General features: G+C 61.2%; 18 protein-coding genes. 9 read left to right on the forward strand and 9 right to left on the reverse strand.

What is annotated here, in order from left to right:
- Window positions 1–33: 33 nt before the first annotated feature.
- Window positions 34–1,158 (forward strand): methyltransferase, encoded by a 1,125-nt coding sequence (locus ACTJKS_RS05370; RefSeq protein ID WP_262948106.1) that lies wholly within the window; start codon window positions 34–36, stop codon window positions 1,156–1,158.
- 75 nt (window positions 1,159–1,233) lie between these two features.
- On the opposite strand, the gene ACTJKS_RS05375 is transcribed toward ACTJKS_RS05370, so the two are convergent.
- From ACTJKS_RS05375 to ACTJKS_RS05385, 3 genes are all read right to left on the reverse strand, one after another.
- Window positions 1,234–1,401 carry a DUF2474 domain-containing protein gene (locus ACTJKS_RS05375; protein ID WP_080963309.1) on the reverse strand — a complete coding sequence of 56 codons (168 nt, stop codon included), beginning with the start codon at window positions 1,399–1,401 and terminating at the stop codon, window positions 1,234–1,236.
- Window positions 1,402–1,485: 84 nt separating this feature from the next.
- Entirely contained in the window at window positions 1,486–2,493 is a 1,008-nt protein-coding gene (gene cydB, locus ACTJKS_RS05380) for a cytochrome d ubiquinol oxidase subunit II (RefSeq protein WP_007963753.1), read from the reverse strand.
- A gap of 3 nt (window positions 2,494–2,496) precedes the next feature.
- Window positions 2,497–3,939, reverse strand: a complete 1,443-nt coding sequence (locus ACTJKS_RS05385) for a cytochrome ubiquinol oxidase subunit I (RefSeq protein ID WP_041065206.1) — start codon at window positions 3,937–3,939, stop codon at window positions 2,497–2,499.
- Between the two features lie 540 nt (window positions 3,940–4,479).
- Between ACTJKS_RS05385 and ACTJKS_RS05390 the strand changes: the two genes are divergently transcribed.
- The 3 genes from ACTJKS_RS05390 (at window position 4,480) to ACTJKS_RS05400 (ending at window position 6,399) form a co-directional block, all read left to right on the forward strand.
- Window positions 4,480–5,718 carry an MFS transporter gene (locus ACTJKS_RS05390; protein ID WP_108183865.1) on the forward strand — a complete coding sequence of 413 codons (1,239 nt, stop codon included), beginning with the start codon at window positions 4,480–4,482 and terminating at the stop codon, window positions 5,716–5,718.
- Window positions 5,719–5,818: 100 nt separating this feature from the next.
- Window positions 5,819–6,097, forward strand: a complete 279-nt coding sequence (locus tag ACTJKS_RS05395) for a type II toxin-antitoxin system RelE/ParE family toxin (protein ID WP_027612847.1) — start codon at window positions 5,819–5,821, stop codon at window positions 6,095–6,097.
- Window positions 6,098–6,111: 14 nt separating this feature from the next.
- Window positions 6,112–6,399, forward strand: a complete 288-nt coding sequence (locus ACTJKS_RS05400) for a HigA family addiction module antitoxin (protein ID WP_108183866.1) — start codon at window positions 6,112–6,114, stop codon at window positions 6,397–6,399.
- Window positions 6,400–6,410: 11 nt separating this feature from the next.
- Here the strand turns inward: ACTJKS_RS05400 and ACTJKS_RS05405 are convergent, their stop codons facing one another.
- Both ACTJKS_RS05405 and ACTJKS_RS05410 read right to left on the reverse strand, forming a co-directional pair.
- A complete protein-coding gene (locus ACTJKS_RS05405; RefSeq protein ID WP_108184435.1) occupies window positions 6,411–6,956 on the reverse strand; it encodes a DJ-1 family glyoxalase III in 546 nt (181 codons plus the stop codon).
- A gap of 67 nt (window positions 6,957–7,023) precedes the next feature.
- Window positions 7,024–7,473, reverse strand: a complete 450-nt coding sequence (locus ACTJKS_RS05410) for a DUF4879 domain-containing protein (protein ID WP_108183867.1) — start codon at window positions 7,471–7,473, stop codon at window positions 7,024–7,026.
- A gap of 224 nt (window positions 7,474–7,697) precedes the next feature.
- On the opposite strand from ACTJKS_RS05410, the gene ACTJKS_RS05415 reads away from it, so the two are divergent.
- The 4 genes from ACTJKS_RS05415 to ACTJKS_RS05430 all read left to right on the forward strand — a co-directional run bounded on the left by ACTJKS_RS05415 (window position 7,698) and on the right by ACTJKS_RS05430 (window position 11,567).
- Window positions 7,698–8,993, forward strand: a complete 1,296-nt coding sequence (locus ACTJKS_RS05415; protein WP_047296708.1) for an NCS2 family permease — start codon at window positions 7,698–7,700, stop codon at window positions 8,991–8,993.
- The gene (gene trmA / locus ACTJKS_RS05420; RefSeq protein WP_041065191.1) at window positions 8,990–10,069 is read left to right on the forward strand and encodes a tRNA (uridine(54)-C5)-methyltransferase TrmA; all 1,080 of its coding nucleotides are present in this window, start codon (window positions 8,990–8,992) and stop codon (window positions 10,067–10,069) included. The genes ACTJKS_RS05415 and trmA overlap by 4 nt, the downstream gene beginning before the upstream one ends.
- Window positions 10,070–10,266: 197 nt before the next feature.
- Window positions 10,267–10,716, forward strand: a complete 450-nt coding sequence (gene aroQ / locus ACTJKS_RS05425; RefSeq protein WP_025108744.1) for a type II 3-dehydroquinate dehydratase — start codon at window positions 10,267–10,269, stop codon at window positions 10,714–10,716.
- Window positions 10,713–11,567, forward strand: coding sequence for a shikimate dehydrogenase (locus ACTJKS_RS05430; protein ID WP_262948107.1), 855 nt, complete (start codon window positions 10,713–10,715; stop codon window positions 11,565–11,567). Before aroQ ends, ACTJKS_RS05430 begins: the two co-directional genes overlap by 4 nt.
- 79 nt (window positions 11,568–11,646) lie before the next feature.
- Here ACTJKS_RS05430 and ACTJKS_RS05435 read toward each other — a convergent pair whose 3' ends face one another.
- Both ACTJKS_RS05435 and quiC read right to left on the reverse strand, forming a co-directional pair.
- Window positions 11,647–12,324, reverse strand: a complete 678-nt coding sequence (locus ACTJKS_RS05435; protein WP_041065184.1) for a TetR family transcriptional regulator — start codon at window positions 12,322–12,324, stop codon at window positions 11,647–11,649.
- A gap of 102 nt (window positions 12,325–12,426) precedes the next feature.
- Complete coding sequence (quiC, locus tag ACTJKS_RS05440; RefSeq protein WP_262948108.1) at window positions 12,427–14,328, reverse strand: 3-dehydroshikimate dehydratase QuiC; 1,902 nt, start codon at window positions 14,326–14,328, stop codon at window positions 12,427–12,429.
- Window positions 14,329–14,680: 352 nt separating this feature from the next.
- Between quiC and ACTJKS_RS05445 the strand changes: the two genes are divergently transcribed.
- Complete coding sequence (locus ACTJKS_RS05445; RefSeq protein ID WP_108183870.1) at window positions 14,681–16,018, forward strand: MFS transporter; 1,338 nt, start codon at window positions 14,681–14,683, stop codon at window positions 16,016–16,018.
- Window positions 16,019–16,135: 117 nt separating this feature from the next.
- Here ACTJKS_RS05445 and ACTJKS_RS05450 read toward each other — a convergent pair whose 3' ends face one another.
- Both ACTJKS_RS05450 and ACTJKS_RS05455 read right to left on the reverse strand, forming a co-directional pair.
- Window positions 16,136–17,014 carry a DMT family transporter gene (locus tag ACTJKS_RS05450; RefSeq protein WP_047296716.1) on the reverse strand — a complete coding sequence of 293 codons (879 nt, stop codon included), beginning with the start codon at window positions 17,012–17,014 and terminating at the stop codon, window positions 16,136–16,138.
- Between the two features lie 64 nt (window positions 17,015–17,078).
- A complete protein-coding gene (locus tag ACTJKS_RS05455) occupies window positions 17,079–17,894 on the reverse strand; it encodes a sugar phosphate isomerase/epimerase family protein (RefSeq protein ID WP_108183871.1) in 816 nt (271 codons plus the stop codon).

Below are 17,894 nucleotides of genomic sequence, written 5' to 3' on the forward strand. Positions count from 1 at the left end.
GGCCACCCGTTGATTATCCAGAGTCCCCGCCCCATGCCTTTGCTCGACACGCCCTTTGCCCAACTCGACCTGATCCGCCAGCCCGAGCAGCAGAATGAACCTCTGCAAGCCTTCGACGCGGCTGACGAGTACCTGCTCAATCATCTGGCCGCGCAACAGCCGGCCGCAGAAACTCGGGTATTGGTACTCAATGACAGCTTCGGGGCCTTGGCAGCGAGTCTGGCGGGCAAGGTTCAGGTCAGCAGCAGCGGCGATTCGTTTCTCGCGTTCCAGGGTCTGGAAAAGAATCTGGTACGCAACGGACTGCCATTCGATGCGGTGCGCGGCGTTGCGGCGAGTGAGCCGTTGACCGGGCCGTTCGACAAGGTGTTGATCCGCGTCCCCAAGACGCTCGCACTGCTGGAAGAGCAACTGATCCGTCTGCAAGGGCAACTGGCCCCCGGCGCCGAAGTGGTGGCAGCGGCCATGGTCAAACACTTGCCGCGCGCCGCCGGTGATCTGCTGGAGCGTTACATTGGCCCGGTACACGCTTCACTGGCGGTAAAAAAGGCTCGCCTGCTGATCGCGACACCCGAGGCCAAAGCCCCGGCGACCTCGCCCTACCCGTCGCGCTACCAGCTCGACGAGCCGGCCATCGAGTTGCTCAACCACGCCAACGTGTTCTGCCGTGAAGGTCTGGATATCGGCACCCGGGCCTTTCTCCCGCACCTGCCCAAAAACCTCGGCAGCGCCCGGGTCGCCGACCTTGGCTGCGGTAACGGCGTACTGGCCATCGCCAGTGCTCTGCACAACCCTGACGCACACTACACGCTGGTCGACGAATCGTTCATGGCCGTGCAATCGGCTGCGGAAAACTGGCGCGCCGCGCTCGGCGAGCGCGAAGTGATCGTGCGCGCCGGCGATGGTCTGGCCGGGCAGGAGCCGCAATCGCTGGACGTGGTGTTGTGCAATCCGCCGTTCCATCAGCAGCAAGTGGTCGGCGATTTCCTCGCCTGGCGCATGTTCCAGCAGGCCCGCGAGGCGCTGGTGGTGGGCGGTGCGTTGTACATCGTCGGCAACCGTCATCTGGGCTATCACAGCAAACTGGCGCGGCTGTTCCGTGGCGTCGAACAAGTGGCGGCCACACCGAAATTCGTGATTCTCAAAGCCCGCAAGTAAAGCATCAGGCAAAAAAAACCCTCCGCGGTACAGAGGGTCATAAAACCGTGCCCAAGGGCAACGGGACGGGATGTCTCAGTGTGTGGTCAGGCCGGCCGCGCTCATGAACAGGCGCATCAGACTGGCGGCAATGAACAGCGCGCCGACGCTACCGATCCAGATCAGAGCCAACCAGCCGAGCCGCTGCCACAGCGGCTTTTTTTCGGCTTCTTCAATCTCGTGCAGGGAATGTTTGCCGTTCATTGCATCGTTCCTCCATCAGGCGATGGCGTCGCCAGGGACGCCATCGCGAGCAGGTTCGCTCCCACAGGTGTGCGGGGCGGCAGTCTAGTGGTAACCGTCTTCATGGGTGACCTTGCCGCGGAACACGTAGTAGCTCCAGAAGGTGTAACCCAGGATGAACGGGATGATGAACAGCGTACCGACCAGCATGAAGCCCTGGCTTTGCGGCGGTGCGGCGGCGTCCCAGATCGAGATCGACGGCGGCACGATGTTCGGCCACAGGCTGATGCCCAGACCGCTGTAACCGAGGAAAATCAGCACCAGGGTCAGCAGGAACGGCATGTAGTTGGCGTTGCGTGCCACCGCGCGGATCAGCCCGTACAAGGTGACCAGCACCAGAATCGGCACCGGCATGAACCAGAACAGATTCGGCATGCTGAACCAGCGAGTGGCAATTTCCGGATGCGCCAGCGGCGTCCACAGGCTGACGATACCGATCACGGCGAGCAGCACGAACGCCAACGGCCGCGCCAGGTTGTGCATCTGCTCCTGCAACTTGCCTTCGGTCTTCATGATCAACCAGGTACAACCGAGCAAGGCATAGGCCACCACCAGCGCGGCGCCGCAGAACAGGGTGAACGGTGTCAGCCAGTCCAGTGAGCCGCCGGCGTATTGCCGATTGACCACCGGCAAGCCGTCGATGAATGCCCCAAGTGCCACGCCCTGGAAGAACGTCGCCGCCACCGAACCGCCGATGAACGCCTTGTCCCACAGGTGACGTTTGTCGTCCTTGGCCTTGAAGCGGAACTCGAATGCCACGCCGCGGAAAATCAATCCGATCAGCATGAAGATCAGCGGCAGGTACAGCGCCGACAGCACCACCGAATAGGCCAGCGGGAACGCGCCAAACAACGCCGCACCGCCCAGGACCAGCCAGGTTTCGTTGCCGTCCCACACTGGGGCGACAGTGTTCATCATCACGTCACGGTCGGTCTTGCCCGGGATGAACGGGAAGAGAATCCCGATCCCCAGGTCGAAACCGTCCATGACCACGTACATCATGATGCCGAAGATGATGATCACGGCCCAGATCAGCGGAAGATCAATACCCATGAGTCAAATCTCCTTTTCCAGGCTGCGCGGCGAGTCAGCGTCGGCGCCTTCGTCATCGGCGGCGGACAACGGCCGCGCCGGGGTGCGTTTCTGGCCGGGACCCCCTTCGTTGGTCTCCTTGCCTTCGTCGGTTTTCGGCCCTTTGCGCACCAGGCGCATCATGTAGCCGAGCCCCGCACCGAACAGCGCGAAATACACCACGACGAACATGATCAGGGTGATGCTCATCTGCATGAAGCTGTGATTGGAGGACGCATCCGCCGTGCGCATCAGCCCGTAGACCACCCACGGTTGACGACCGATTTCGGTGGTGAACCAGCCGGCGAGGATCGCGATCAGGCCGGACGGCCCCATCCACAACGCCAGATACAGGAACGGGCGTGAGGTGTAGAGCGTGTCGCGCTTGCGCAGCCACAGACTCCACAGACCGGTAAAGATCATCAGGAAACCGAGGCCGACCATGACCCGGAACGACCAGAACACGATGGTCGAGTTCGGCCGGTCTTCTGGCGGGAACTCCTTGAGCGCCGGCACCTGCTTGTCCAGCGAGTGGGTCAGGATCAGGCTGCCGAGGTACGGGATTTCCACGGCGAATTTGGTTTTCTCTTCTTTCATGTCCGGCCAGCCGAACAGGATCAACGGCGTCGCTTCGTTGCCTTTGTTTTCCCAATGGCCTTCGATTGCGGCGATTTTCGCCGGCTGGTGCTCAAGGGTGTTGAGGCCGTGGAAGTCGCCGATCACGGCCTGGATCGGCGCGACGATCAGTGCCATCCACATCGCCATCGACAGCATGGTGCGGATCGCCGGGTTGTCCCTGCCGCGCAGCAAGTGCCAGGCCGCTGACGAGCCGACGAAGAACGCCGTGGCGACGAACGCCGCCGTCGCCATGTGCATCAGGCGATACGGGAACGACGGGTTGAACACGATGGCCAGCCAGTCGGTCGGGATCACTTGACCGTTGACGATCTCGAAGCCTTGCGGCGTCTGCATCCAGCTGTTGGACGCGAGAATCCAGAACGTCGAGATCAGCGTGCCGATCGCCACCATCACCGTGGAGAAAAAGTGCAGTTTTCGTCCGACCTTGTTCCAGCCGAACAGCATCACCCCGAGGAAACCGGCCTCGAGGAAGAACGCCGTGAGCACCTCGTAGGTCAGCAACGGTCCGGTGACGGAACCGGCGAAGTCCGAGAAACGGCTCCAGTTGGTACCAAACTGGTAGGCCATGACCAGACCAGAGACCACACCCATGCCGAAGTTGACGGCAAAGATCTTCGACCAGAAGTGGTACAGGTCTCGGTAAGTGTCGTTATGGGTTTTCAACCACAGCCCTTCGAGCACCGCCAGGTAGCTCGCCAGACCAATGGTGATGGCCGGGAACAGGATGTGGAACGAGATGGTGAATGCGAACTGAATTCGGGCGAGATCGAGCGCCTCTAAACCGAACATAAGTCTTCCTCTGTCAGGTAATACCGGCGATGGGGCTTGTGGCCCCTGCACCTACTGCCCCCACGGATATCGAGTGCGGCGAATTCTGATTCGTTCTTTTTTAATAACCATCGCAACGCAGGGAGTCTGGCCGTCGGGCCACCAGACCATGGCCCGGGAGGGTCTTGATCTGGATCAAGCAACGTTAAAAGAGTAGTCCCATTTCCGACGAAGAACGGCGTGGTCGTTTGCCGCGTGACAAGTTGCCTCAGCGCCTGAGTAACGCTCTGAAATACATCCCCCAGAGCGGCACGACCTGTAGCGAGGGGATTCATCCCCGATGGGCGGCGAAGCAGCCCCATAGACATCGTGCCTTTGGTGGCATCGTCAATGTTTTACGCCTGCTGCGCAGCCGATCGGGGATGAATCCCCTCGCCACAATGGAATGAGGAGTGCAGGGAACAATAGATGTTTGGCTAACTAAATTTTTCCTCATGGCAACTTCCTGTTACAGACTGGTGATAACCTCACCGTTCCGCCCCGAGCCAGACCTGCCTTCAGATGCCCAGCCAAGAGCCCCTGCTGTTACGTCACCATCGTCCTTTTCTTGCGTTCTGGTTCGCCCGGATCTTCACCGCCAGTGGCTTTCAGATGCTCACGGTGGCGATCGGCTGGAATCTGTATCAGTTGACCGGCAACGTGCTCGACCTGGGTCTGGTCGGTCTGGTGGAATTCGCGCCACGGGTGCTGTTCATGCTGCACACCGGTCACGTCGCCGACCGCTATGACCGGCGCCGGGTCGCGGCCATCTGCCAGTCGTTGCAGGCGTTGATTGCCCTGGCGCTGGCCATCGGCAGTGCGACCGATCACGTGACCCGGGAAATGATCTTCGTCCTCGCCTTCCTGCTCGGTGCGGCGCGCTCCTTCGAAATGCCGACCACCCAGGCGCTCCTGCCAAGCATCGTGCCCAGCGCCCTGTTTCCCCGCGCGGTCGCCGCAGCGCAATCGGCTCAACAGTCAGCCACCATCGTCGCCCCGGCCCTCGGTGGCTTGCTTTACGCGTTTGGCAGTGTCTGGGTCTACGGCCCGACGGTGTTGCTTTACGTCATCGCCTGCACCTTGATGCTCAACCTGCCCGCGCGACAGACGCCATTGAACAAAGGCAAAGCCACGCTCGACTCGTTGCTGGCGGGCATCCGTTTCATTCGCAGCCGCCCGGACATTCTCGGGGCGATCTCGCTGGACCTGTTCGCCGTGCTGCTCGGCGGCGCCACCGCGTTGCTGCCGGTGTTCGCCAAGGACATTCTGCTCACCGGGCCGTGGGGCCTGGGCCTGCTGCGTTCGGCGCCGGCGGTCGGCGCGCTGGGGATGTCGCTGTTTCTGGCGCGATTCGCCGTCGAGCGCAACGTCGGGCGCGTAATGTTCACCGCCGTCGGCGTATTCGGCGTGGCGACCATCGCCTTCGGCCTGTCGACCTCGTTCTGGTTCTCACTGGCGGTGCTGGTGGTGCTCGGCGCGGCGGACATGATCAGCATGGTGATCCGCGCCTCCTTCGTGCAACTGGAAACCCCGGACGAAATGCGCGGCCGGGTCAGCGCGGTGAACGGCCTGTTCATCGGCGCCTCGAATCAGCTGGGCGAATTCGAATCCGGCCTCACCGCACACTGGTTCGGCACCGTCCCAGCCGTGGTGATGGGCGGGATCGGCACACTGGTGGTCACCGGGACGTGGATCAAACTGTTCCCGACCCTGGCCAAACGCGACCGGATGCATGTGCCGGTGGAAGAGGTGAAGGTCTGAGGCACATCAGCCAAATCAACACGCCAAGCACAAATTGATCGAAAAGGTGCGGTACATAGTTACCGCACAAAGTGTAATGTATCGCCTTACACTCGCCGCCATGATCAAATCCTTTCAGCACAAAGGCCTTCGTGGTTTCTATGAAACAGGTTCGACCCGCGGAATTCGCGCCGATCACGCAAAACGGCTGGCGCGTATGCTGCAGTTCATGGATCGCGCAGCACTTCCCGCAGACCTTGATCTGCCGGGTTGGCGCCTGCATCCACTGAAGGGTGAACTGTCCGAATATTGGTCGCTCAGTGTTTCAGGCAACTGGCGGGTTATCTTTCGTTTTGTCGGTTCGGACATCGAATTGGTCGATTATCTGGACTACCACTGACAGGAGGCAGGCTCATGCCCATGCACAACCCGCCACACCCCGGTGAAACGCTGCTCATGGATGTCTTGCCAGAGTTAGGCATCAGCGTGAGTGAGTTGGCCAGACATCTGGGCTTCGCCCGCCCTCACCTTTCCCGCGTATTGCACGGCCATGCACCGATCAGCCCGGATCTGGCAGTAAGGCTGGAGCGAGCAGGTATCGGCAAGGCGCGTGTGTGGCTAGGCGTTCAAACCGATTACGATCTGTGGCAAGCAGAGCATCGGGAGCAACCAGCCATTACGCCTATCGCTGCCCACGCCTAAAGCCATCACACCTACATCTCCCCCGCCACTTTCGCCCGCAATGCCTTGCCACCAAGCTGCTCCACCAACATCAGGGCAAAGTCCAGTGCGGCGCCGGAGCCCTGGGCGGTGATGCAATTGCCGTCGACCACCACCGGTTGATCAACAAACGTACAGCCCGACAGTTGATGACTGACACTTGGCAGGCAGGTCATGCGTCGCTGGCGCAATACGCCAGCGGCTTGCAGGGCGATGGCCGGGGCTTCGGCGATGGCGGCGAACAGACGTCCGGCGCTGGCCTGATCCTTGAGCAATTGTTGCAGCGGCTGATGCGCCGCCAGATGTTGAGAACCGACAGCCCCGCCGGGCAGGACGATCAGGTCAAACGTCTGCGCCAGCACATCGACCAGCATGCCGTCCGCCGTCAGGCGCGTACCGCGTGCACAGGTCAGCATGCGCCGGCCTTCGATGCTGGCCGCCACCACTTCAATGCCGGCACGGCGCAGCACGTCGATCAGGGTCACGCTGTGCAGATCATCGATGCCCTCGGCGAGGGTAATCAGGGCTCTAAAGGTCATGGGCGCCATCCGCTGAGTGATCTTTAAAGCGTAGTCAGCTTTGCCTTGCCCTGTTCGATGACAGCCGTTACTTGATGTAAAGCTGGGTCGACATCGTATTGCGTGGCGCGTTGATCGAGGTGTTGCTGAAGCTGAACGTACCTTCCTGCTTGCCCGCCAGATCGAAGGTATACAGCGAGCCGACCGTTTTGCTGCCGGGGGTGCATTCGGTCAGATTGCCGGTATCGAAAGCGCACACCGGGGCGCGGGTGCCATTCACTTCAAAACCGTCCAGCGTGGCGTGCGGCTGGTTCTGGCCATAGCCGATTTCCAGCACATACACCTTGATGCTCGGGCCGCTGTGATTACATTGGGTTTGCGGCTGGTTATCGCCAATGTCTTCCAGGCCACAGGCCGGCGACTGGACCTTGATCACTTTCACCTCAGTCAACGGTGGCGCCGAGGCTGCCAGCACCGCCGTCGACCCGGCCATCAGCCCTGCCATTAACCCGAAAGCCTGCATCCAGCGCTTGCCCATGTGATCGCGTTTCCCTGAAAAATTCAGCGCGCAGTATGGCGCAGATAACCCTGCTACAAAACTTCGACGACGTTCGGCACCAACAACCGCCATATTCCTCACGCTGCTGGTATGATGCGCGGCTTTTTCCGGCCCACCACAAATTCCCAGGCGCTTGCGACGGTCTGTGCTTTGCTGTTGAGGTCGATACATTCACGGCGCCACGCGCGCCACGGGGAGCAGACATGCTGGAAAGGCTGTTTCAACTCAAGGCACACAACACCAACGTGCGGACCGAGATTCTGGCGGGCGTCACGACTTTCCTGGCCATGGCCTACATTCTGTTCGTCAACCCGAGCATTCTCGGCGAGACCGGCATGGACAAAGGCGCGGTGTTCGTCGCCACCTGTCTGGCAGCCGCCATCGGCTCGACCATCATGGGCCTGATCGCCAACTACCCGATCGCCCTCGCCCCGGGCATGGGCCTGAACGCCTTCTTCACTTACACCGTGGTGCTGCACATGGGCCACACCTGGCAAGTGGCGCTGGGCGCGGTGTTCATCTCGGCGGTGTGCTTCTTCCTGCTGTCGATCTTCCGCATCCGCGAATGGATCATCAACAGCATCCCGCTGCCCCTGCGCTCGGCGATTGCCGCCGGTATCGGCCTGTTCCTGGCGCTGATCGCCCTGCACAACGCCGGTATCGTGGTCAGCAACCCGGCGACCATGGTCGGCCTCGGTGATCTGAAAGCCCCGGCCCCGATCCTCGCCACCCTAGGCTTCGCCCTGATCGTCGCCCTCGAAGCGCTGAAAGTGCGCGGCGCGGTACTGATCGGCATTCTGGCGGTGACCATCATTTCCATCGCCATGGGCTTCACCCCGTTCGGCGGCGTGACCTCGATGCCACCTTCGCTGGCCCCGACCTTCATGCAACTGGATATCAAGGGCGCCCTGGACATCGGTCTGGTCAGCGTGATCTTCGCCTTCCTGTTCGTCGACCTGTTCGACAACTCCGGCACCCTGATCGGCGTCGCCAAGCGCGCCGGCCTGATGGGCAAGGACGGCCACATGCCAAAAATGGGTCGTGCACTGATCGCCGACAGCACCGCGGCGATGGCCGGCTCGCTGCTGGGTACTTCGACCACCACCAGCTACATCGAATCCGCTGCGGGCGTGAGTGCCGGCGGCCGTACCGGTCTGACAGCGATCGTCGTGGCGATCCTGTTCCTGTTGGCGCTGTTCTTCTCGCCACTGGCGGCCAGCGTTCCGGCATTCGCCACCGCACCGGCGCTGCTGTTCGTCGCCGTGCTGATGACCTCGGGCCTGGCGGAAATAGACTGGGAAGACATCACCGTTGCCGCACCGGTCGTGGTCACCGCGCTGGCGATGCCGTTCACTTACTCGATCGCCAATGGCATTGCCTTCGGTTTCATCGCCTGGACCGTGATCAAGCTGCTGTCGGGCCGCGCCCGTGAGCTGAACCCGGCGCTGGTGATTCTGTCGATTCTGTTCGTGATCAAGTTGGGTTGGTTCAACGCATGACTTTCGATTCCCAGGCCTACGCCACTCAGCTCGAAGACAAGGTCACGCGTTTGCGTGACCTGCTGGCCCCGTTCGATGCGCCAGAGCCGACCGTGTTCGACTCGCCGCTGCAGAACTTCCGCCTGCGCGCGGAATTTCGCCTGTGGCGCGAGGCCGGCGAACGGCACTACGCGATGTTCTCCCAGGACGACAAACGCACGCCGATCCTGATCGAAGAGTTCCCGATTGCCAGCCTGCGCATCAACCAGTTGATGCCGCAGCTCAAGGCCGCGTGGCAGGCCAGCGCGGCGCTGAGCCACAAGCTGTTCCAGGTGGAATTCCTGACCACCCTGGCCGGCGACGCGATGATCACCCTGTGCTACCACCGTCCGCTGGATGAGCACTGGCATGCGGCCGCGTCGAAGTTGGCGGCTGATCTCAACGTCAGCGTCATCGGGCGTTCCAAGGGCAAGCGCGAAGTCATCGGCCACGATTACGTGGTGGAGAAACTCGACGTCGGCGGTCGCACCTTCAGCTACCGTCAGCCGGAAGGCGCGTTCACCCAGCCCAACGGCACGGTGAACCAGAAAATGCTCAACTGGGCCTACGAAGCACTGGGCGATCGTCCTGACGATCTGCTGGAGCTGTATTGCGGCAACGGCAACTTCACCCTGCCGCTCGCCACCCGCGTGCGCAACGTGCTGGCCACCGAGATCAGCAAGACCTCGGTCAACGCCGCACTGAGCAACCTCAGCGAAAACGCTGTGGATAACGTCACGCTGGTACGTCTGTCCGCCGAAGAGCTGACCGAAGCACTCAACGAAGTGCGCCCGTTCCGTCGCCTGCAGGGCATCGACCTGAAGAGCTACGAGTTCGGCAGTGTGTTTGTCGACCCGCCGCGCGCCGGCATGGACCCGGACACCTGCGAGCTGACCCGGCGCTTCGACAACATCCTGTACATCTCCTGCAACCCGGAAACCCTGGCGGCCAACATCGCCCAGCTGCACGACACGCACCGCATCAGCCGCTGCGCGATGTTCGATCAGTTCCCGTGGACGCATCACATGGAGTCCGGGGTGTTGCTGACTCGGCGTTGATGGCGAATGCCGGATACGAGAAAGCCGTCGTGATGACGGCTTTTTTGTGGCTGCGATTTCTTGATCTGTGCGATCACCGAACATAAAACGTCGGAGGCAACGCCGTTCAATTGACCATGGTAACCATCTGGTACATTTTACCTCCACAGGCTGAAACCCTCAGCCCAAGCCAAAAACAATAAGTGGAGTTTGCCCCCATGCCCCCTATCGTTCTGGTGCTCAACGGCCCGAACCTGAACCTGCTCGGCACCCGTGAACCGGCAACCTACGGTCACGAAACCCTGGCTGATATTTCTGCTCTGTGCGGCCGCGCTGCCGAAGAATTCGGCCTGGCCGTGGAGTTTCGCCAGACCAATCACGAAGGCGAACTGCTCGACTGGATTCATGCGGCACGCGGCCGTTGCGCCGGAATCGTGATCAACCCGGCAGCCTGGACGCACACCTCGGTGGCGATCCGCGACGCCTTGGTCGCCAGTGAGTTGCCAGTGATCGAAGTGCATCTGTCCAACGTGCATGCCCGCGAGCCATTCCGCCATCACTCGTTCGTCTCGGCCATCGCCACGGCGGTAATGTGCGGCTTCGGCAGCCATGGCTATCGCCTGGCTCTGGAGCATTTCAGTCAGCGACTGAAGGGGCGCGCAGCATGACCCGTAAACCGGTAATACTGGCTGGCCTGATCGGCGCGGGCATTCAAGCCTCGCGCACGCCAGCCCTGCATGAACACGAAGGCGATGCCCAAGGCTTGCGCTATCTGTATCGGCTGATCGACCTCGATCAGTTGCATCTCGACAGCAATGCCCTGCCCGACTTGCTGCAGGCCGCCGAACGGATGAACTACACCGGCCTGAACATCACCTTCCCGTGCAAGCAGGCAATCATCCCGCTGCTCGACGAACTGTCGCCGGAAGCCCGGGGCATCGGCGCGGTCAACACCGTGGTGCTCAAGGACGGCAAACGCATCGGCCACAACACCGACTGCCTGGGTTTTGCCGAAGGTTTTCGCCGTGGCCTGAAAGACGCTGCGCGTGCACGTGTCGTACAGATGGGTGCCGGTGGCGCAGGGGCGGCGGTGGCCCATGCGCTGTTGACCGAAGGCGTGCAGCAACTGAGTATTTTCGACGTCGATCGCGAGCGCGCCGAGAGTCTGGCGAACAACCTCAACCAGCATTTCGGCTCAGGTCGCGCGGTGGCCGGGCGCGATCTGCCGAGTACGCTGAATCAGGCCGATGGTCTGGTGAACACCACGCCGATGGGCATGGCCAAACTGCCGGGCATGCCCGTGCCGGTGGAGTTGCTGCGCAAGGAATTGTGGGTGGCGGAGATCGTGTACTTCCCGCTGGAAACCGAACTGCTGCGCAACGCCCGCGCCTTGGGCTGCCGCACGCTGGACGGCGGCAACATGGCGGTGTTTCAAGCGGTGAAGGCGTTTGAGCTGTTCAGCGGCGTGGTGCCGGATGCGCAGCGCATGCTGGCGCATTTTCAAAGCATGAACGTTTAAAAGATCAAAAGATCGCAGCCTTCGGCAGCTCCTACAGGGCCTTGTGTAGGAGCTGCCGAAGGCTGCGATCTTTTGCTTGTCACGGCTGCAAGTAGCGCAACACCGACTCGCAGATCATCTCGCGATGACGCTGCTTGATGCTTTCGTCCGGCAGGTCGATCTGAAAGATCTCACCGAAGGTGTGGCGGTTCGAGACGCGGTAGAAGCAGAACGAGCTGATCAGCAAGTGCACATCCAGCGCGTCGAGCCCGGCGCGGAACACCCCTTCTTCAGCACCGCGGCGCAAAATCTCGCCCAGCGAATCGAGGATCGTATTGTTCATCGCCTTGATCGCGTCCGAACGCTTCACGAATTCGGCGTTGTGGATGTTTTCGATGCAGACGATGCGCACGAAATCGACGTTGCGGTCATGGTGGTCGAAGGTGAACTCCACCAGTCGGCGGATCGCCACCACCGGCGGCAACTCGGCCAGGTGCAGGCGGTTTTCGGTGCTGCGGATATCGCCGTAAAGCTTCTCCAGCACCTCGACGTACAACTGCTCCTTACTGCCGAAGTAGTAATAGATCATGCGTTTGGAGGTATGGATACGCTCGGCGATCGCGTCAACTCGGGCACCGGACAAACCCTGCTGGACGAACTCGACGATCGCCTCCTGCAGGATGTTCTCGCGGGTCTTTTCCGGGTTGTTCTTGCGACTCTTGCGCGGCTCGATGCCGGATACGACGGAGGCGGCGGGGAGTTCTGAAGTCATTGTCATTGCGGGCTCACGGCCATCACTGCACAGGTGGGCGATTATGGGCCGCGCTGCACAGTGAAGGAAGCCACGCGGCCCGTGTTTAATCCCGCGTTTACGAAATTCCTACAACTTCGCCTGGCGCACCGCGCCGCTGCGTGATTTGGCCATCGCCGCCAGACGTACCGCGACGTTCGCCGCACCATAACCGGCATAGCCGCTTTTACGCTGGATGATCTCGAAGAAGAAGCGTCCCTCGAACGGCTCGGTATAGACGTGGAACAACTCACCGCCCTGGGCATCGCGGTCGTAGAGCACGTTGTAGTACGCCAGTTCGCTGAGGAATTCGTCGTCGAAATCGAAGCGCGCAGCGAGGTCGTCGTAATAGTTGAGCGGAATATCCAGCAACGGCACGCCAGCCTCTTTGGCGCGGCTGACTTCAGCGAAGATGTCGTCACAATCGAAGGCGATGTGATGCACACCGGAACCGCGATAACTCGACAGTGCGTGAGAAATCGCGGTGTTGCGGTTCTCCGAGATATTCAGCGGCAAGCGGATCGAACTGTCGCGGCTGCGCAACGCGCGGCTCTTCACCAGCCCGTACGGATCGGGCAGCACCACTTCATCGTCGGCCTCGAAATCCAGCAGGCTCTTGTAGAACAGCACCCAACTGTCGAGGCTGTCGGCCGGCAACGCCATGGCCATGTGATCGATGCGCTTGAGGCCGCCACGGGCCTGAGCGTTCGGCAGCAGATTGAAGTCGGTGCCATAGACATCCGCCGCTTCATCCACCAGATAAATCAGGCTGCCGTCCGGTGCACGCACCGCGGCCAGTTCCAGTTCGTTGGGGCCGACCAGGCCGCGATAGGGCTGGCCCTTGTAGGCGACGGCGCGGGCCAGGGCGCTAGCGCTGTCCTTGACCCGCACGGCGGTGGCGCACAGCGACGGGCCGTGCGCCTCAAAGAAACTGTGGCCGAACGAATACGGTTCGGCGTTGAGGATCAGGTTGATATCGCCCTGACGCAGCAGGCTCACGCTCTTGGAGCGATGCTGCCCGGCCTTGACGAAGCCCAGGCGCTCCAGCCAATTGCTCAGTTTGGCGCCGAGGCTTTCGTCGACGGCGAACTCGAGAAACTCGATGCCGTTGTACTCGCTGGCCGGCGGCGTTTCGAAGAGGATCTCGCGGTTGGCCACCGGCGTCGGTTGCTGCTCCAGCCGCTGACGGGTCTTCTCTTCCAGGTACAACAGCGAACGCAGACCATCGGCGGCATTCGCTCGTGGTGGCGCGGCACGGAAGCCGTCGTTGAAAATTTCCAGCGACAACGGACCGGTGTAACCGCTCTGGATGATCGGTGCGAGGAAGCCGGGCAGATCGAACTCACCCTGCCCCGGGAAGCAGCGGAAATGCCGGCTCCACTCCAGCACATCCATGGCGAGGATCGGCGCGTCGGCCATTTGCACGAAGAAGATCTTGTCGCCGGGAATGTCGGCGATCGCGCTTGGATCGCCTTTCAACGACAAGGTGTGAAAGCTGTCGAGCAGCACGCCAAGCGCCGGATGATCGGCCTGACGGACGATGTCCCAGACCTGTTGATACGTATTGACGTGCCTGCCCCAGGCCAGCGCTTCATAGCCGATACGCACCCCGCGCGCGCCGGCCCGTTCGGCCAGCAGGCGCAGGTCATCGACCAGAATCTGCCGGTCGCCGACGCTGTCTGCCGAGGCGTTGCTGCAGACCAGCACCAGGTCGGTGCCCAGTTCCTGCATCAGGTCGAATTTGCGCTCGGCCCGCTCCAGATTGCGCGCCAGCCGATCACGCCGGCAACCTTCGAAATCGCGGAACGGCTGGAACAGCGTGATGGCGATCCCCAGGTCAGCGCACATCTGCCTGATTTCCCGCGGACTGCCGTCGTAATACAGAAGATCGTTCTCGAAAATCTCGACGCCGTCGAACCCGGCGGCGGCAATGGCTTCGAGCTTTTCCGGCAGGGTGCCGCTCAGGGAAACGGTGGCAATGGAACGCTGCATGTTTCTACTCCCGGACTTCGCCGCGCTTATCTTTAAGGTAGGAGCTGCCGAAGGCTGCGATCTTTTGATCCTGGTCCTGAAAAGCAAATTCAAAAGATCGCAGCCTTCGGCAGCTCCTACACAGGATGTTTTTTATCGTTGGGAAATTATTGGCTGCATGACTGCGCACAGCAATTTAAAGTGTACCAGCCGGTTAGTTTTGCGTGCGATTATCGAACACTATGGCGTTTCGACGAATTGACGATTTTTCGTCCACTGCCCACCATCGACTCCACATTGAGTCCGGATATGAACCTTCGGTCGCAGTGCGTGCAAACAACACCACATAACAAATTCAAAAACGGGTGGAACAATGATTCCTTCACAGACTTCCCGCATGGCTCCGGCCATGAGCACTGCCACGGGTGGCATCGGCGACAAGATCCGCGGCGCCATGGCCGTCGGCAAGACCCGTTGGGGCATGCTGGCGCTGGTGTTTTTCGCCACGACCCTGAACTACATCGACCGCGCCGCCCTCGGCGTCATGCAGCCCATTCTTGCCAAAGAAATGAGCTGGACGGCGATGGATTACGCCAACATCAACTTCTGGTTTCAGGTCGGCTACGCGATCGGCTTCGTCCTGCAGGGACGCCTGATCGACCGGGTCGGCGTGAAGCGCGTGTTCTTCTGCGCGGTGCTGCTCTGGAGCCTCGCCACCGGCGCCCACGGCCTGGCGACGTCGGCCGTCGGCTTCATGGTCTGCCGGTTTATCCTCGGCCTGACCGAAGCGGCCAACTACCCGGCCTGCGTGAAAACCACGCGCCTGTGGTTCCCGGCCGGCGAACGCGCGGTGGCCACCGGCATCTTCAACGCCGGGACCAACGTCGGCGCCATGTTCACGCCGATGCTGCTGCCGCTGATTCTCCACGTCTGGGGCTGGCAGGCAGCGTTCCTGTGCATGTCGGCACTGGGCGGGATCTGGCTGCTGTTCTGGGGCTTGAAATACTTCAACCCGGAAGACCATCCGAGCGTCAAACAGTCGGAGCTGGAATACATCCAGAAAGAAGTCGAACCGGAACAGGCCCGCGTCCCGTTCTCACGCATCCTGCGCATGCGCGGCACCTGGGCGTTCGCCCTCGCCTATTCGCTGACCGCGCCGGTGTTCTGGTTCTACCTGTATTGGTTGCCGCCGTTTCTCAACCAGCAATACAACCTGGGCATCAACGTGACCCAGATGGGTATTCCGCTGATCATCATCTACGTGACGGCCGACTTCGGCAGCATCGGTGGCGGCATTCTGTCTTCGTTCCTGATCGGTCGCGGCATGAACTCGATCAAGGCGCGACTGCTGTCGATGTTCCTGTTCGCCTGCTGCATCATCGGCGTGATCATGGCCGCCGGTTCGAGCAATCTGTGGGTCGCCGTCGCGGCAATCTCCCTGGCGATCGGCGCGCATCAGGCCTGGACCGCGAATATCTGGAGCCTGGTGATGGACTACACGCCCAAGCACATGATGAGCACGGTGTTCGGTTTCGGCGGCATGTGCGCAGCGATTGGCGGGATGTTCATGACCCAGATCGTCGGCCACATTCTGACCGTCACCAACAACAACTACACGGTGCTGTTCACGCTGATCCCGGCGATGTACTTCATTGCGCTGACCTGGATGTACTTCATGGCCCCGCGCAAGATTCCTGACGTCACCGAGTAACCGGCCTACCCTGTAGGAGCTGCGGCACGCTGCGATCTTTTGNTTTTAAAGATCAAAAGATCGCAGCGTGCCGCAGCTCCTACAGGGTTTTGTGTTCGGCAAAAAGCTGAGTTCTTTTCACCTACGGCTCTGCTGCCACGCCGCCGCCAGGCCGCTGCAACAGATCACCACAATGCCGATCACCGTCAACAGGCTTGGCGTGTGATTGAACACCACCCAGCCCAACAGCCCGGCAAACACGATCTGACAGTAACCGAACGGCGCCAGCAATGCCGGCGCGGCGTGCCGAAACGCCTGGGTCAGAAACAGGTGCGCGGTCATCCCGCAACTGCCCAGCGCCAGCATCAGTGCGGCGTGCGTCAACGTCGGCACCTGCCAGAAGAACGGCACCAGTGCACTCATCACCAGCGTGTTGCACAGACCGGCGAAGAAGTTGCTGGTGGTCGGGCTATCGACCTCACTGAGCTTGCGCGTCAGCAGTTGATAGAAGCAGAAAAACAACGCCGAGCAGAACGGCAGCAGCACCGCTGGAGTGAACAATTCACCGCCCGGGTGAACGATGATCAGCACGCCGATGAATCCACAGATCACCGCAATCCATTGCCCGCGCGTTACCCGTTCCTTGAGCAACGGCACCGACAATGCCGTCACCAGCACCGGCGCGAGAAAGTTGACCGCCGTGGCCTCGGCCAGCGGGATATACAGCAGCGCCGTGGTGAAAAACAGACTGGTGCCGAGCAGACACAGCGCCCGCGCCAACTGCCACAACGGCCGTTTGGTACGCAACACCCGAAGCCCCGATTGTGGCAGGAAGATCCCCGCCATCAGCAAGGTGTGCACCAGATACCGCGCCCATACCACCATGACGATCGGGTAGAAACCCGAGAGGTATTTCGACAGCGCATCGTGGCTGGAAAACAGGAAGGTCGCCACGACAATCAGCAAGATCCCCTTGAAGGGTTGGTTGACACCGGAGAGCGGGGTGCTGACGGTCATTGGATATCTCTGAAGGAAAAATAAACAGTGGTGGGGACGCTGGCGCCCCGCCACCCACACTGACTTACAACTGCGCCAACAATTCCCGCGTCCTGTCGAGCGCCATCTGCGCTCGTTGCAATCCGCTGACGCCCTGCTCCAGCAGTTTTACCGTGGGGATCTCCAGGCTCAGGGGAATATTAGCTGGCAGACTGCGCAACAAACCGTGCAGGTCGCAATCGCCCTCGCCGGGAAACCGCCGCTCGTTGCGAGCCTGACGCAAGATCTCGGCCATGTCCGCCGGTCTCGGCCCCGCCACATCGCACAATTGCGCATAACGCAGGCGCGCCGGTGCGACGCTGGCCAGATCCTCCAGCCGTGAGCCGGAGCGATCGAAATGAAAGGCATCGACCAGCACCGCGGCATTTTCCCGGTCGGCATTGGCAACGATGCGCAACGCCTGTTCGAGGTTGCACGCATCGGTCCAGGGCATGAACTCCAGATGCGGATGCAAACCGTAAGGCGCCGCCAGATCACACAGCGCGGCAAAGTTGTCGGTGAGCCGTTGCTCGTCAGGATCATTGCCGGCGATGAGTAATTCACTGGCGCCAAACTCCGCGCCGACGGCCAGCAGCTTCTCGAAATCGGCGACCACGGTGTGCGGTTTCAGGCGCAGGATTTCCACATCGAGCACCGCGATGCCAGTGTCGCGCAAACGCCTCAACGTCTGACGCCGCAGATCACCATCAGCCACCAGCGGAAAGTGATATTCCTCCGCCGTCGCCGGTTCCAGGCGCAGGCCGACATGGCTGTAACCGGCACGCGCCGCGACCTCGACCATTTGCGGTGGCGACAATTCGAGCACGGTGAGACTGGCCAGGGACAGGATTCGTTCGTTCAT

Origin of the sequence: Pseudomonas sp. 22189 (genome assembly GCF_052045635.1) — a bacterium.
GTDB classification, from domain to species: Bacteria; Pseudomonadota; Gammaproteobacteria; order Pseudomonadales; family Pseudomonadaceae; genus Aquipseudomonas; species Aquipseudomonas parakoreensis.

Excerpts from the sequence above, each read along its gene's own strand:
- ACTJKS_RS05370 (WP_262948106.1), top strand. The coding sequence starts at position 34 with ATGCCTTTGCTCGACACGCCCTTTGCCCAACTCGACCTGATCCGCCAG.
- ACTJKS_RS05375 (WP_080963309.1), bottom strand. The coding sequence starts at position 1,401 with ATGAACGGCAAACATTCCCTGCACGAGATTGAAGAAGCCGAAAAAAAG.
- cydB (WP_007963753.1), bottom strand. The coding sequence starts at position 2,493 with ATGGGTATTGATCTTCCGCTGATCTGGGCCGTGATCATCATCTTCGGC.
- ACTJKS_RS05385 (WP_041065206.1), bottom strand. The coding sequence starts at position 3,939 with ATGTTCGGTTTAGAGGCGCTCGATCTCGCCCGAATTCAGTTCGCATTC.
- ACTJKS_RS05390 (WP_108183865.1), top strand. The coding sequence starts at position 4,480 with ATGCCCAGCCAAGAGCCCCTGCTGTTACGTCACCATCGTCCTTTTCTT.
- ACTJKS_RS05395 (WP_027612847.1), top strand. The coding sequence starts at position 5,819 with ATGATCAAATCCTTTCAGCACAAAGGCCTTCGTGGTTTCTATGAAACA.
- ACTJKS_RS05400 (WP_108183866.1), top strand. The coding sequence starts at position 6,112 with ATGCCCATGCACAACCCGCCACACCCCGGTGAAACGCTGCTCATGGAT.
- ACTJKS_RS05405 (WP_108184435.1), bottom strand. The coding sequence starts at position 6,956 with ATGACCTTTAGAGCCCTGATTACCCTCGCCGAGGGCATCGATGATCTG.
- ACTJKS_RS05410 (WP_108183867.1), bottom strand. The coding sequence starts at position 7,473 with ATGGGCAAGCGCTGGATGCAGGCTTTCGGGTTAATGGCAGGGCTGATG.
- ACTJKS_RS05415 (WP_047296708.1), top strand. The coding sequence starts at position 7,698 with ATGCTGGAAAGGCTGTTTCAACTCAAGGCACACAACACCAACGTGCGG.
- trmA (WP_041065191.1), top strand. The coding sequence starts at position 8,990 with ATGACTTTCGATTCCCAGGCCTACGCCACTCAGCTCGAAGACAAGGTC.
- aroQ (WP_025108744.1), top strand. The coding sequence starts at position 10,267 with ATGCCCCCTATCGTTCTGGTGCTCAACGGCCCGAACCTGAACCTGCTC.
- ACTJKS_RS05430 (WP_262948107.1), top strand. The coding sequence starts at position 10,713 with ATGACCCGTAAACCGGTAATACTGGCTGGCCTGATCGGCGCGGGCATT.
- ACTJKS_RS05435 (WP_041065184.1), bottom strand. The coding sequence starts at position 12,324 with ATGACAATGACTTCAGAACTCCCCGCCGCCTCCGTCGTATCCGGCATC.
- quiC (WP_262948108.1), bottom strand. The coding sequence starts at position 14,328 with ATGCAGCGTTCCATTGCCACCGTTTCCCTGAGCGGCACCCTGCCGGAA.
- ACTJKS_RS05445 (WP_108183870.1), top strand. The coding sequence starts at position 14,681 with ATGATTCCTTCACAGACTTCCCGCATGGCTCCGGCCATGAGCACTGCC.
- ACTJKS_RS05450 (WP_047296716.1), bottom strand. The coding sequence starts at position 17,014 with ATGACCGTCAGCACCCCGCTCTCCGGTGTCAACCAACCCTTCAAGGGG.
- ACTJKS_RS05455 (WP_108183871.1), bottom strand. The coding sequence starts at position 17,894 with ATGAACGAACGAATCCTGTCCCTGGCCAGTCTCACCGTGCTCGAATTG.